The organism is Burkholderia sp. THE68 (assembly GCF_009938265.1).
In the GTDB taxonomy this organism is placed as follows: Bacteria; Pseudomonadota; Gammaproteobacteria; order Burkholderiales; family Burkholderiaceae; genus Caballeronia.
The window spans coordinates 358,744-372,606 of the sequence record NZ_AP022317.1 but is presented as its reverse complement, the minus strand read 5'-3'; the positions used below and the strand labels follow the sequence as shown (position 1 = coordinate 372,606).

Here is a 13,863-nt window from a genome sequence, read left to right as displayed (position 1 = left end):
TCATGCGCGCGAGCCGTCTGGCTCGCGACGTGTTCAGTGTTGTTTCGCGGCCCGGCCGAGCAGCGCCGCGGAATTGAATTCGCCGTCTATTTCCGTCCAGTCGGCGTAGCTCAGATAACGCCGCGCCGCCGGCAGAATCACGCCCTGTTCGCGGCCCATCCAGTCCCAGGCGAAGCGCGCATAGGCGCTCACGGCCTGTTCGAGAACGTCCGGCATCGGTGCGTCCTGACTGACCATGCGGGCGAGTTCATGAAGCAGTTCCTCGTCGCGTTGATGCAGGCGCTCGAGTTCGGCGAGCTCGGCGTTGACCGCCGATGTGCGCTTGCGAAGGCAGCGGAACAGAGCGGTTTTGGCTCTCGCCCCGACGCCGCGCGCAGGCAACTCCTGCAGGCTGCGGACTTTCTCGCAGAGCGCCGCCGCGCTCGGCACGGCGTCTCGTTCGCGCGCGGCGCGCAGCGTGTCGAGCCATTCGTTGAGCGTGTCGGCGAGCCTGCGATGCGCGTTCAGAAGCGCACCGATCGACGCCGCCACCGCGGGCCGCCGGTCCGTGCCGCACGACAGCACGCCGGGCCACACCCCGTCCGTGGCGATCGTTCCCGCCGGGCTTGCGCTCGTGCAGATGAGATCGCAACCGTGGCGGCGGGCCTGCGCGATCAGCGTGTCGAACGAATCATCGCCGCCGGCGACGACCGTCGTGCAGGCCACGCCCTGAGCGCGTGCGCCGGCTTCGGCCCGCGCCAGCCATTCGTCGGCGTGCGCGTCGGCTGACGACACGTGCAGGAAAGTGATGCGCGCGCCGATGGCCCACGCGAATTCGGTCGCATGGCCGATTGCTTCGACGCTGGCGTCGGTGTCCTCGACAGGAACGAGTAGATGCTGATACATGGCGTTGTGCGCTGGATTGGGTGTGTGCCTGAACTCATCTGCATCGTAGTGCAGGGACTCTTCGTGCGACCCTCTCGCGAAGGGAGGGGTTGACGCCCCCCGGTCATTCGAACGATGCTGTGGGCGCGATCCAAGCCAGATGCGGCCCGCGCGGGCCGCTCGATCCTTCAGTCCAACCTGTTCCCGATGCCCCCCACCACAAGCGCCGCGGCACCCTCGACGACCGAACTGGTCCTCAAGACCATTGCGCCACGCGCCCCCCTCAACCTGCTCGCGCGGCTGCGGCTCAGCGCGGAAGCCGCGCATTACCGCGACCGGCAGATCACGCTCGTGCAGGCGCCGGCAGGCTACGGGAAAACCTCGCTGCTCGCGCAGTGGCGGCGCGAATATCTGGCGCGCGGGATCGCCGTGGCCTGGCTGCAGGCCGACGAGCGCGACGACCCCGAGCGGCTCCTGCGCGGGCTGGTTCAGGCGGTTCGCACAGGCTGCGCGCGCGCCGGCTTCGGCTCGATGCTGCCCGACGGCGCGCTCGCGGCGGTGGGCAATCTGGATGGCGCCACGGGCTGGCTCGCCGAGATCGCGCTGCTGTCGCTGGAGGTCGTGCTCATCATCGACGAATCCGAGCGGCTGCCCGCCGCCGGCGCCGGACTGCTCGCCTATCTGCTTCACAACGCCCCGCAGAACCTGCGCGTCGTGGTGGCGGGACGAGGCGGTCTCGAAGCGCCGATGGCCGATCTGCTCGCGTACGGCCACGGCACGCTCGTCGGGCCGGATGCGTTGCGCTTTCGGCTCGACGAAACGATCGCGCTGATTGGCAACCGTTTTGGCGAGCGCGTGGACGCCGACGCGTGCGCGCGCCTGTTCGAAGTGACCGACGGCTGGCCGCTCGGCATCCAGCTCGCGCTCGCCGCGATGGCGCACGCGGCGGACCCGCGCAAGGCGGTCGAAACGATCGCGTCGGGGCCGGGTGGTCTGCGCGAACATCTCGTCGGCGCGCTGGTCGCCAATCTTTCGCCGGAAGACGACGCCTTTCTCACCCGCGTCAGCGCGGTGGACATGCTGCATCCGGAACTATGCGAGGCGCTGACGGGCCGCGCAGAGACGCCCGAACGGCTCGCGCGGCTGGTGCGCGAGACGCCTGTATTCATCGCCGTGGAAGACAGCGCGTGGTGCCGGCTGCACACGCTCGTGCGCGATGCCCTGCGCGTGCGCCTGGCCGACCTGCCCGCCGCCGAGCGCGAGGAACTGCACGCGCGCGCCATGCGATGGTTCGTCGCCCGCGACATGATCGAGGAGGCCGCGCGGCACGCACATGCGGCCGGCGAACATAGGACCGCCTTCGAACTGGCGGAGCGCAGCCTGCTCGATGCGGTGCGTCACGGGCATCTCAGCCTCGTACTCGACTGGCTCGATCTGATTCCCGAGCCGGAACTCGAACAGCGCCCCCGGCTGCGCCTCGCCGCCGCATGGGCGCTCGCGGTCGGGCAACGCCACGCGGAGGCGCAGCGCCAGATCGAGCGCATTCTCGCGGGCCCGGCCGTCGATACGACCCTGCGCTACGAGTGCGCGCTGATCCTGAGCGCGGCCGCGTATTTCGCCGATGAACCCGACCGCTTCGTGGCGCTCTTCGAGCCGTGGGCCGAAGCGCCGCCCGATGGCGGTTCGTGGCTCGCGCAAGTGCATGCGAACCGTCTCGCCGCCCGCGCGATGCTGCTCGGCGAGCCTGCGCAGGCGCGCCGCGCGCAGCAGCGCGTGCGTTCCGGCGACGGCTCCGGCACGCTCGATTATCTGGTGCGCTGGGGCGAGCACATCACCGGGGCCAGCTATTTGTGGGAAGGCCAGATGTCGCTTGCCGAAGAGGTGCTGAAGCCCGCCCTCGCGAGCGCCGAGGCGGACCTGAGCCGCCGCCATCCGCTGAGCTGCATGTTCGCGGTGGCGTGCGCGGCGATCGCCTACGAAGACGATCGGCTGGACGAAGCCGCGGCGCTGTTGTCGAACCGCCTGGACGTGCTCGAACGGGCCGCGCCGCCCGAGACCGTCATGCTCGCGTATCGCACGGCAGCGCGCATCGCAGCGGCGCGCGGCGGCGAACATCGCGCGCTCGACATGCTCGAAGCGCTGCACGCGCTGGGCGTGAGCCGCTGTCAGCCGCGCCTGTGCGTCGCGAGTCTCGCCGAGCAGGTCCGCATGCACGCCGGCCGCTACCGCAACGAGACCTGCCAGGCGCTGGTGCGCCGCATCGACGAGATTCTGCTGCGCGAGGCCGGTCGCGGCGCGCTCTGGCGCGAGTCGGTCGTGCTGATGCAATTGCTCGCGCACGCCGACGCGGCCATCGCCGCGCGCAGCTGGCCGCAGGCGCTCGACGCGCTGGACGCGGCGGGCACGCAGGCCGACGCGCTGAAGATGGGCCGTTACCGCATCGAAATCCTGGCTTTGCGCGCATTCGCGAAGCAGCAGACGGGCGTGGATGCCACCGCGCTGCTGCTCGAAGCGATGAATCTCGCGCAGACCTTCAGGCTGGTGCGCACGCTGATCGACGCCCATCCCTCGCTCGCCGACTGGGCGCGGCGCACGCGCGATGCAGCGGACGCTGAAAACACCGGCAGAACGCCGGCGGCATTGCCGAACGTGCGGCCGCACCCGCGCGAGACGGGCGGGCCGCGCGCGGTGCCGTGCGTCGTCCTGACACCCAAGGAGCGGGAGATTCTCGAACTGCTTGCGCGCAACCTGACGAACAAGGAAATCGCGCGCGCGGGGATGATCGGGGAGGGCACCGTCAAGTGGCATCTGAAGAATCTCTTCGGCAAGCTCGACGCGAGTTCGCGCAAGCACGCGGTGCGCCGCGCCGTCGTGCTCGGCCTGCTCGAAGGCACCCAGTAAGACCGAAGCGCAATCGGCCGCCCGCGTGCGGCTGATGTTCGCGCTTGTCGCCCCCTCCCGTCGCGAGAGGGGCTCGAATCGCCCCCCTTCCGTATTCTTGCTCCATGACTTCACGCGCCGCGAGCGCGTGAAGCAACCAATCCGGCGATTGCCCGACTGACCGGCCCTGGCTACGTTTGCCCGATGCAAACGCTCAAGCCGATAAAAAATATGGAGACCTCATGAAACTCAGACGCTCTTGCCTTGCCGCATTGATGACCTTCTCAGGCGCCGCCGCCGCGCAAGGCTCGGTGACGCTCTACGGCGTGGTCGACTCCGGCCTGCTCTATCAGAGCACGTCGGCGGCGTCCTTCGCACCGAACGCGCCCAATCTCGGCAAGGTGTATCGATTGAAGGACGGCGGCATCTACGCCAGTTTCTGGGGCCTCAAGGGCAGCGAAGAACTGGGCGGCGGATACCGCGTCAACTTCAGATTGCAGGGCTCGTTCGATACGGGCACCGGCAAGTTCGGCCTCTCCGACACGCCGGGCGTGTCCGCGCAGTTCAATCAGTTCGCGACGGTCGGCCTGTCCGGGCCGTTCGGCACCTTCAACGCGGGCCGGCAGATCGTGCCGATGGTGTACGCGATGTTCGACACCGACGTGCGCGGCGCGCAGTACTTCGGCAGCATTCTCACCGCGTGGCTCGGCATGAACCAGGCGGCCGGCTGGACCGGCACCAGCACGAACGGCGCGATCGGCGCACTGTACGACAGCAACGCGCTCGTCTATGAGTCGCCGAAATTCTACGGCGCGTCGCTCGCGCTGGAATACGCGCCGGGCGGTGTTCCCGGCGAATTCCAGGGCGGCACGCGGGAATCCGCCGTGCTTAAGTATTCGAACTACGGCCTGAACCTGGCGGCGGTCTACTACAACGGACACGACGCGAGCCCCTTGCCCGGCGTCGCGCCGACGGGACTCAACAACAATCGCTTCACGTACTTCGGCGCGATGTACACGTTCCGCGATTTCTCGGTATCGGGCTCGTACAGCCACGGCAAGAATCCGGCCAACGCGGGTCGAGCGGACTACGACCTCTATTCGGTCGGGCTCGGGTACAGGTTCAATCCGGTTCTGAAGGTGACGTCCGGCTTCTATTACCTGAAGGACAAGAACAACTCGACGAATCATTCGAGCGAATTCGCGGTGGGCACGGAATACAGCCTGTCCAAGCGCACGCTCGCCTATGCGCAAGTCGGTTATGTCGACAATCACGGCACCATGAACCAGACGATCGTCTATGGACAACCGGTTGCGCCGGGCGAGTCGACCACGGCCGCGATGATCGGCATCCGCCATAACTTCTAAGAACGGACCAACCCATGAAGAGAATCAGTGCAGCATTGATCGTACTGGCGTCGATCGGCGCGAGCCTTCAGGCCGGCGAAACGATGGCGGCAGCGGGCGAGCCCGCGATGGCGTCGGCCGCGAGCGCGCCTGTCGCGACGAAGAAGGAGAACCGCGCGCTGCGCAACGGCGTGTACGCCGCGTTCGCCAAAGACAAGAGTATCGATGCCGGAAACATCGGCGTGCGCGCGACGAATGGCGCCGTGACGCTGACCGGCACCGTGACCGACACCGCCCACATAGACAAGGCAGGCGCGCTGGCGAAAGGGGTTCCCGGCGTCACGTCGGTGACCAACAAATTGACCGTCCAGCGCAATTTCGGGCAGTAATCAAATGAACCACGACATGTTCGAATCTTCCCCCGCGGCATACGCGTATCCGTTGCTCATCAAGCATCTGCTGCATACGCCGCTCGCGCATGCGGCCGATCAGGAGATCGTGTATCGCGGCGAGACGCGCCTGACCTACCGCGCCATGCAGGAGCGCATCGCGCGCCTCGCCAATGGCCTTTCGCGTCACGGCGCGCGCATGGGCACGACAGTGGCCGTGATGGACTGGGATAGCCATCGTTACCTCGAGTGCTACTTCGCCATTCCGATGATGGGCGCCGTGTTGCAGACGGTCAACGTGCGGCTTTCGCCCGCGGAGATCGCCTATACGATCAACCATGCCGGCGCGCAGATCCTGCTGCTCCATACCGACTTTCTGCCGGTGATCGAATCGATCAGGGACCAGCTCGAATCGGTGCGCACCTTCATCTGGATCGACGACGCAGGCAGCGAAGCGGTCGCGCACACGATTCCGTTCGCGGACGAATACGAGCTCATGCTGGCCGCCGGCGAGCCCGCCTACGACTTCCCGGATTTCGACGAGAACACGCGCGCCACGACCTTCTACACGACCGGCACGACCGGTCTGCCGAAGGGCGTCTATTTCTCGCACCGTCAGCTCGTGCTGCACACCATCACGGGGATGGCGGCGCTCGCAAGCCCGGTGTCCGGGCAGCGCTTTCATCGCGGCGACGTGTACATGCCCATCACGCCGATGTTCCATGTGCACGCGTGGGGCATGCCCTACATCGCCACCGTGCTGGGCGTGAAACAGGTCTACCCCGGCCGCTACCTGCCGGAGCGCCTTCTTGCGCTCGTGCGCGATGAAGGCGTCACGTTCTCGCATTGCGTCGGCACCATCATGCACATGCTGCTCGGCTGCGGCGACGCGAAGAGCATCGATCTGAGCGGATGGAAAGTGGTCATCGGCGGGGGCGCGCTGCCGCACGGACTCGCGCGCGCGGCGCTCGAACGCGGCATCGATATCTTCGCGGGCTACGGCATGTCGGAGACGTGTCCGCTCCTGACGCTCGCGCAACTCAAGCCGGGCAGCGAGACGCTCGGCGTCGACGAGCAGGTCGAGCTGCGTTGCAAGACGGGCCTGCCGCTTCCGCTCGTCGAGCTGCGCATCGTGGATGAAGAGGGAGACGACGTGGCGCATGACGGCCGTGCGAGCGGAGAAGTCGTCGTGCGTACGCCGTGGCTCACGCAAGGCTATCTCAAGGATGCCGACGCATCGACGCAGCTTTGGGAGGGCGGCTATCTGCACACGCAGGACGTCGCGAACATCGATCCGAACGGATATCTGCAGATCACCGACCGCATCAAGGACGTGATCAAGTCGGGCGGCGAGTGGGTTTCGTCGCTTGAAATCGAGAGTCTGATCTCGCTGCACCCGGCCGTTTCCGAAGTGGCGGTGATCGGCATCAAGGACGAGAAGTGGGGCGAACGCCCCGTGGCGCTGGTGGTGCTGAAGCCGCAGTCGGCAGCGCCTGCATCGGCGGACGACATCAGGAATCACGTGCTCGCGTTCAGCGAGACAGGACGGATTTCGAAGTACGCGGTGCCGCAGATCGTGAAGATCGTCGAGCAACTCGACAAGACCAGCGTCGGGAAATTGAACAAGAAGCGGCTGCGCGAACAGTTCGCGGTTACACCGGAAGGAAAAGCAACATCATGAGCATCGCAGGATACGGCATCGCGACCATCGACGAATTCGTCGGCACGGAGCTGGGTGTGTCGGAATGGATCGTCGTCGATCAGGCGCGCATCGACGCCTTCGCGCAATGCACGGGCGACACGCAGTGGATCCACCTGAACGAGGAGCGCGCGAAACGCGAGAGCCCGTTCGGCGGCACCATCGCACACGGCTATCTGACGCTTTCGCTGCTGGCGACGCTCGCAATCGATGTGGGTCTGATCCCTCCGGATGCGTCGGCCGCGCTGAACTACGGACTCGACAAGGTGCGCTTCATGACGCCGGTCAGATCCGGTTCCCGGGTGCGAAGCCGAGTGGTTTTGACCTCGGTCGAAAGGAAGAGTGACGGCCGCATGCTCGTCAGGACGGACAACGAATTGCAGATAGAAGGCGAGGACAAGCCCGCGCTGATCGCGCAGACACTCGTGATGATCATCGCGTGATGAAAGTATGGAGATGGAGATGGCAGTAAACAAGAGCAGCGAACACGACGACATCACGGCCGGCGCGACCGATGGCATGTCCGGGCCCAATCCGTTCGTCGGGCTGCGCGCCGTCGATATGCTCGCCGCCGTGCAGCAGATCGGCGCGCAGGCGGTGCTGCATCCTGCGCTGCTGCTGACGCAGACGGCGGCGCTCGCGCGTGATCTGACCTCGGCCTTGCCGCAGCAGAGCGACAAGCGCTTCGCCGATCCCGCATGGCGCGATCAGCCGCTGTATCGCGCCACGCTGCATGGCTATCGGGCGTGGTGCAACGCGCTTGCTGGCTTCGTCGAACACTCGGCGCTCGACGGCAAAAGCAAGGAGCGCGCGCAGTTCGTCACGTCGCTCGTGACGGACGCGCTCGCGCCGACCAACACGCTGGCGGGCAATCCCGCGGCGCTCAGAAAGCTCGTCGAATCGGGCGGCGCGAGCGTCGTCGCCGGTCTGCGAAACATGCTTACGGATACGCTCTGCAACAAGGGCATGCCGTCGCAGGTCGACAAGAGCAAGTTCAAGGTTGGCGGCAATCTCGCCGCAACGCCCGGCGCGGTGGTGTTTCGCAACGAAGTGCTCGAACTGATTCAGTACGCGCCGGCTACGCCGAACGTCCATGCGTGCCCGCACTTGATCGTGCCGCCGCAGGTCAACAAGTACTACATCTTCGATCTGGCCGCGAACAAGAGCATCGTCGAATATCTCGTCAAGAGCGAGTTTCAGGTGTTCGCCGTGAGCTGGCGCAATCCCACCGTGGAACATCGCGACTGGGACATGGACACCTACGTCGCCGCGCTGATCGAGGCGATCGACGCGGTGCGCGATATCACCGGCCATGAGGCCGTGAACCTGCACGGCGCGTGTTCCGGCGCGATGACGATCTCGGCGCTGCTCGGCCATCTGGCAAGCCGCGGCGAGAAGAGCGTCAATGCGGCCACGTTGATGGTGGCGGTGCTCGACAATACATCGGAATCACAGCTCGGGCTCTTCACCACGCCGGAGGCCATCGAGATCGCCAAGCGCAACAGTATGGCCAAGGGCGTGCTGGCAGGCGACGAAATGGGCCGCATGTTCGCCTGGATGCGACCCAACGATCTGGTGTGGAACTTCTGGGTCAACAACTATCTGCTGGGCGAAGCGCCGCCGGCGTTCGACATTCTCTACTGGAACAACGACACCACGCGCCTGCCCGCGAAATTCCACGGCCAGTTGCTCGACATCTTCTCGCGCAATCTGCTCAGCACGCCGAAGGCGTTGACTGTGCTCGGCACGCCGGTCGATCTCTCCGAGGTCACGTGCGACACCTATGTCATGGCGGGCGCGACCGATCACATCACGCCGTGGAAAGGCGTCTACAACACGGCGCGCGCATTCGGCGGCAAGACGCGCTATGTGCTGAGTTCGAGCGGTCACATTCAGAGCCTGATCAATCCGCCGGGCAATCCCAAGGCGAAGTTCTTCCACAACGCGGCGCTGCCCGAAGATGCCGATGCATGGCTCGGCGGGGCGACGTCCGAAGCGGATTCCTGGTGGAACGACTGGCGCACATGGCTCGCCGAACGCTCGGGCGAACTGCGCGCCGCGCCCAAAGCGCTCGGCAACAAGCGTCATCGACGTATCGGGGATGCGCCGGGAACGTATGTTCACGAGGCGTAATCCGCCTCAAAACTTCAAACGTCGGAAGGCGCACCGGGGAATGCCGCGCGCTTGCCCGGCGTTTCGTCGACATTCACATGGACAAGAACGATGAAAAGTGTGCGTACAGTGGATATACAGACCGTCGCGCTCGGCGCACAACTGCTTCGCGTCGGCATCTGGCGAGGCGGCGATGCGTCGCCGCCGCTCCTCATCTTCAATGGCATCGGCGCGAATCTCGAACTGATCCAGCCGTTCGTCGATGCACTCGGCGACGTGGAAGTCGTGATGTTCGATATTCCCGGCGTGGGCGGATCGCCCGCGCCGCTCATGCCGTATCGCTTCTCGACGCTCGCGGTGCTGGCCGACCGGCTGCTCGCGCAGCTCGGCTATGACGGACCGGTCGATGTGCTCGGCGTGTCATGGGGCGGGGCGCTTGCGCAGCAGTTCGCGTATCTGTATCCGTCGCGTTGCAGGCGGCTGGTGCTGGCCGCGACTTCACCGGGCGTCATCATGGTGCCGGGCCGGCTTTCGGTGCTTTCGAGGCTGGTCGGGGCGCGCCGCTATCGGGACCCCGATTATCTGCGGGAGATCGGCGCGGAAATTTATGGCGGCGTATACAGGCGCGATCCCGAGTTGCTGGCGGAACACGGGCGTCATATTCAGGCGCCCGGCGGGCGCGGATACATGTACCAGTTGCTCGCCACATGCGGATGGAGCAGCCTGCTGTGGCTCGGTTCCTTGCGCCAGCCGACACTCGTCATGCATGGCGACGACGATCCGATCGTTCCTCTCGTCAACGCGAAGATCATTGCCAGCCGCATCCGTCAGGCGACGTTGCGCGTCATCGAGGACGGGCATCTTTTTCTCATCACGCAAACCGATGAAGTGGGACCGCTGGTGCGCGAGTTTCTGCTGGAAGCGTAGTGCCGACGTGACGAGGGCCGCGCAAGCGGCCCTCTCGATTCACATGTTCGGATAACCCGGCCCGCCGCTGCCTTCGGGCGTAACCCATACGATATTCTGTCCCGGGTCCTTGATGTCGCAGGTCTTGCAGTGCAGGCAATTCTGCGCGTTGATGACGAGTTGCTCGGCGCCGTCATCGTCCTTCACGAACTCGTAAACGCCCGCCGGACAATAGCGGCTTTCCGGTCCCGCGTACTTCGCGAGATTGATCGCGACGGGCGCGGTCGCATCCTTGAGCGTCAGATGCGCCGGCTGGTTCTCCTCGTGATTCGTGTTCGAAATGAACACCGAGGAGAGCCGGTCGAACGTCAGCTTGCCGTCGGGTTTCGGATAGACGATAGGCGTGGCGTTCGCGGCGGACTGCAGCGTTTCGTGATCCGCATGACGATGCCGCAGCGTCCACGGCACCTTGCCGCCAAAGAGCTTCTGTTCGACGCCCACCATCAACGAGCCGACAACCAGCCCCTTGCTCATCCACTGCTTGAAGTTGCGCGCCTTGTGCAGTTCCTCGTGCAGCCACGAACGCCTGAACGATTGCGGATAATCGCCCAGTTCGTCATGCTGACGGCCGCAACGGATCGCATCGAAGGCGGCTTCGGCGGCGAGCATGCCGGACTTGATCGCGCCGTGGCTGCCCTTGATCCTCGACGCGTTTAGAAAGCCCGCGTTGTCGCCGATCAGCGCGCCGCCCGGAAACGTCAGCTTCGGCAGCGCGGTGAGACCGCCCGCCGTGATGACGCGCGCGCCATACGACAGGCGCTTGCCTCCTTCGAGAAACGGCCGGATCGCGGGGTGTGTCTTGTAGCGCTGAAATTCCTCGAAAGGCGACAGGAACGGATTCCGGTACCCCAGTCCGACGACGAAGCCGACCGCCACCTGATTCCCGTCGAGGTGATAGAGGAACGATCCGCCATAGGTATCCGTGTCGAGCGGCCAGCCGGCTGTGTGAACGACGAGGCCCGGCTTGTGCTGAGCCGGGTCGACTTCCCACAGTTCCTTGATGCCGAGCCCGTAGACCTGATGACCCGCGTTCGCCCGCAACCCGAACTCATCGCTCAAACGGCGGCCGAGATGACCGCGCGCGCCTTCCGCGAACAGCGTGTACTTCGCGTGCAGTTCCATGCCGAGCTGAAAGCCGGCGGTCGGCTCGCCATCCTTGCCGACGCCCATGTTGCCGGTGGCGACACCCTTGACCGAGCCGTCGTCGCGATACAGCACTTCGGCTGCCGGAAAGCCCGGGAAGATTTCGACGCCGAGCGCTTCGGCCTGCTGAGCCAGCCAGCGCGTCACGTTGCCGAGGCTGATCACGTAGTTGCCGTGATTCCTGAAGCTCGCGGGCAACGCCCAGTTTGGCGTCTTGACCGCCCCCTTCTCCGACAGGAACAGGAACCGGTCTTCCGTCACTTCGACATTCAGCGGCGCGCCGAGCGCTTTCCAGTCGGGGATCAGTTCGGTGATCGCGCGCGGGTCCATGACCGCGCCCGAGAGAATGTGCGCGCCGATCTCCGAGCCCTTTTCGAGCACGCAGACCGATACGTCGGCGCCTTCCTGCTGCGCAAGTTGCTTGATGCGGATGGCCGCCGACAGCCCCGCCGGACCGCCGCCCACGATCACCACGTCGTATTCCATCGATTCGCGCGGGCCGTACGCTTCGATCCATCGGTCCGATGGATTCGCCTGTCTGGTCGATATTGGCATGAGGTGGTCCCCTCGCTCAGAACTGGTCTGCGTCGAGCGCGAGCACGCCCTGATCGCCCTTCGCGCTGACGATCGACGCTTCCAGCGCAACCGCCTGCGGCAGCAGATGATCGGCGAAGAAATGCGCGGTCGCGATCTTGGCGTCGTAGAACGCCGGATCTTCGGCGCGTTTCGTGTGCGCCGCGATCAGCGCGCGCGCCATCTGCCAGCCCGACAGCACGATGCCGGCGAGCTTCAGATAGGCCACGCCGCCCGCGAAAACGGCTTTCGTGTCGCTCTTCGCGTTGTGCAGCATGAACTCGACGGTGTTCGCAAGCGCGGCGCGTCCGGCCATGAGCCGTCGATGCATCGCACCGAATGCGGCGCCGTCGTGCTGTTCGAGCGCGGCGAGCGTCTCGTCGATCTGCGCGAGGATCGCGCGGGCGGCCGCGCCGCCGTCGCGAATCGTCTTGCGGCCGATCAGGTCGTTGGCCTGGATCGCGGTCGTGCCTTCGTAGATCGTCAGGATGCGGGCGTCGCGATAGTGCTGCGCCGCGCCCGTCTCTTCGATGAAGCCCATGCCGCCGTGCACCTGCACGCCGAGGCTCGTGACGTCGATCGACATCTCCGTGCTCCAGCCCTTCACGATCGGCACGAGGTATTCGTAGATGGCGGCGTGCCGCGCGCGCGTGTCGGCGTCGGCGGCGTGATGCGCGATGTCGGAATGCGCGGCTGCGACATAGGCGAGTGCGCGGGCGCCTTCGGTCAGCGCGCGCATCGTCGCGAGCATGCGGCGCACGTCCGGGTGCTGAATGATGGCGACGGACTGTTTCGCGGAACCGTCGACCGGACGGCTCTGCACGCGATCCTTCGCATAGGCGGCCGCCTGCTGGTAGGCGCGATCGGACACCGCGATGCCCTGGACGCCGACCGCGAAACGCGCCGCGTTCATCATGATGAACATGTATTCGACACCGCGATTTTCCTCGCCGATCAGATAGCCGAGCGCGCCGCCGTGATCGCCGTATTGCAACACGGCCGTCGGGCTCGCCTTGATGCCGAGCTTGTGCTCGATCGACACGCAATGCACGTCGTTGCGCGCGCCGGGCGAGCCGTCGTCGTTCACCAGGAACTTCGGCACGAGGAAGAGCGAGATGCCCTTGACGCCCTCGGGCGCGTCCGGCGTGCGCGCGAGCACGAGATGCACGATGTTCTCCGCCATGTCGTGCTCGCCGTACGTGATGAAGATTTTCGTGCCGAACAGCTTGTAGGTGCCGTCGCCCTGAGCTTGCGCGCGCGAGCGGACTAGCGCGAGATCGGAGCCGGCTTGCGGTTCCGTCAGGTTCATCGTGCCGGTCCATTCACCCGAAATGAGCTTGGGCAGGTAACGCTGTTTCAGTTCGTCGGAACCGGCGGTGAGCAGCGCTTCGATCGCGCCGTCGGTGAGAAGCGGGCAGAGCGCGAACGACAGGTTCGCGGCGTTCAGCATCTCGATGCAGGGCGTCGCGATCAGCTTCGGCAATCCCTGTCCGCCGAATTCGGCCGGATGCACCACGCCTTGCCAGCCGCCTTCGCCATACTGGCGGAACGCTTCCTTGAAACCGGGCGTCGTCGTGACTTCGCCGTCATGCCACGCGCTCGGATTTTTGTCGCCTTCGGCGTTGAGCGGGGCGAGAATTTCGCTGTTGAACTTCGCGGCTTCGTCGAGCACCGCCTGCGCGATGTCGAGCGAGGCGTCCTCGAAGCCCGGCAGCGCCGAAATGCTCGCGACATCGGCGAGTTCTTCGATCACGAACAACATGTCTTTCAGTGGCGCGGTGTACGTCAATTTGTCTCTCCGGATGAATGCGTGTGAGCGCAGCGGCAGCGGCCGTGAAGCTCGCGGATGCGCGCGTGCCATATCCCACAGTGCGTTGCGCCGATCTTAGAG

General features: G+C 65.6%; 10 protein-coding genes. 7 read left to right on the top strand and 3 right to left on the bottom strand.

Annotated features, from left to right (window positions below; genetic code table 11):
• Window positions 1-33: 33 nt before the first annotated feature.
• Window positions 34-885, bottom strand: a complete 852-nt coding sequence (locus BTHE68_RS23020) for a universal stress protein (RefSeq protein ID WP_162068613.1) — start codon at window positions 883-885, stop codon at window positions 34-36.
• Window positions 886-1,071: 186 nt separating this feature from the next.
• Here BTHE68_RS23020 and BTHE68_RS23015 point away from each other — a divergent pair, with 186 nt between their 5' ends.
• From BTHE68_RS23015 to phaZ, 7 genes are all read left to right on the top strand, one after another.
• On the top strand, window positions 1,072-3,765 hold the full coding sequence (locus tag BTHE68_RS23015; protein WP_162068612.1) for a winged helix-turn-helix domain-containing protein: 2,694 nt from the start codon (window positions 1,072-1,074) through the stop codon (window positions 3,763-3,765).
• 221 nt (window positions 3,766-3,986) lie between these two features.
• The gene (locus BTHE68_RS23010) at window positions 3,987-5,111 is read left to right on the top strand and encodes a porin (RefSeq protein ID WP_162068611.1); all 1,125 of its coding nucleotides are present in this window, start codon (window positions 3,987-3,989) and stop codon (window positions 5,109-5,111) included.
• A gap of 14 nt (window positions 5,112-5,125) precedes the next feature.
• On the top strand, window positions 5,126-5,479 hold the full coding sequence (locus BTHE68_RS23005) for a BON domain-containing protein (RefSeq protein ID WP_162068610.1): 354 nt from the start codon (window positions 5,126-5,128) through the stop codon (window positions 5,477-5,479).
• Window positions 5,480-5,495: 16 nt separating this feature from the next.
• Window positions 5,496-7,160 (top strand): fatty acid--CoA ligase, encoded by a 1,665-nt coding sequence (locus tag BTHE68_RS23000; RefSeq protein ID WP_232078093.1) that lies wholly within the window; start codon window positions 5,496-5,498, stop codon window positions 7,158-7,160.
• Window positions 7,157-7,621: a MaoC family dehydratase gene (locus tag BTHE68_RS22995; RefSeq protein ID WP_162068608.1), complete on the top strand. Its 465-nt coding sequence runs from the start codon at window positions 7,157-7,159 to the stop codon at window positions 7,619-7,621. Before BTHE68_RS23000 ends, BTHE68_RS22995 begins: the two co-directional genes overlap by 4 nt.
• 19 nt (window positions 7,622-7,640) lie before the next feature.
• On the top strand, window positions 7,641-9,311 hold the full coding sequence (locus tag BTHE68_RS22990) for an alpha/beta fold hydrolase (RefSeq protein ID WP_162068607.1): 1,671 nt from the start codon (window positions 7,641-7,643) through the stop codon (window positions 9,309-9,311).
• A 90-nt stretch (window positions 9,312-9,401) separates the two neighbouring features.
• Entirely contained in the window at window positions 9,402-10,217 is an 816-nt protein-coding gene (phaZ, locus tag BTHE68_RS22985; protein ID WP_162068606.1) for a poly(3-hydroxyalkanoate) depolymerase, read from the top strand.
• Between the two features lie 39 nt (window positions 10,218-10,256).
• Here phaZ and BTHE68_RS22980 read toward each other — a convergent pair whose 3' ends face one another.
• Together BTHE68_RS22980 and BTHE68_RS22975 are read right to left on the bottom strand one after the other, a co-directional pair.
• Window positions 10,257-11,954 (bottom strand): electron transfer flavoprotein-ubiquinone oxidoreductase, encoded by a 1,698-nt coding sequence (locus BTHE68_RS22980; RefSeq protein ID WP_162068605.1) that lies wholly within the window; start codon window positions 11,952-11,954, stop codon window positions 10,257-10,259.
• A gap of 16 nt (window positions 11,955-11,970) precedes the next feature.
• Window positions 11,971-13,761, bottom strand: coding sequence for an acyl-CoA dehydrogenase (locus tag BTHE68_RS22975; RefSeq protein WP_162068604.1), 1,791 nt, complete (start codon window positions 13,759-13,761; stop codon window positions 11,971-11,973).
• Window positions 13,762-13,863: the final 102 nt, after the last annotated feature.

Coding starts and splice junctions, on each gene's coding strand:
- BTHE68_RS23020 (WP_162068613.1), bottom strand. CDS start 885: ATGTATCAGCATCTACTCGTTCCTGTCGAGGACACCGACGCCAGCGTC.
- BTHE68_RS23015 (WP_162068612.1), top strand. CDS start 1,072: ATGCCCCCCACCACAAGCGCCGCGGCACCCTCGACGACCGAACTGGTC.
- BTHE68_RS23010 (WP_162068611.1), top strand. CDS start 3,987: ATGAAACTCAGACGCTCTTGCCTTGCCGCATTGATGACCTTCTCAGGC.
- BTHE68_RS23005 (WP_162068610.1), top strand. CDS start 5,126: ATGAAGAGAATCAGTGCAGCATTGATCGTACTGGCGTCGATCGGCGCG.
- BTHE68_RS23000 (WP_232078093.1), top strand. CDS start 5,496: ATGTTCGAATCTTCCCCCGCGGCATACGCGTATCCGTTGCTCATCAAG.
- BTHE68_RS22995 (WP_162068608.1), top strand. CDS start 7,157: ATGAGCATCGCAGGATACGGCATCGCGACCATCGACGAATTCGTCGGC.
- BTHE68_RS22990 (WP_162068607.1), top strand. CDS start 7,641: ATGGCAGTAAACAAGAGCAGCGAACACGACGACATCACGGCCGGCGCG.
- phaZ (WP_162068606.1), top strand. CDS start 9,402: ATGAAAAGTGTGCGTACAGTGGATATACAGACCGTCGCGCTCGGCGCA.
- BTHE68_RS22980 (WP_162068605.1), bottom strand. CDS start 11,954: ATGCCAATATCGACCAGACAGGCGAATCCATCGGACCGATGGATCGAA.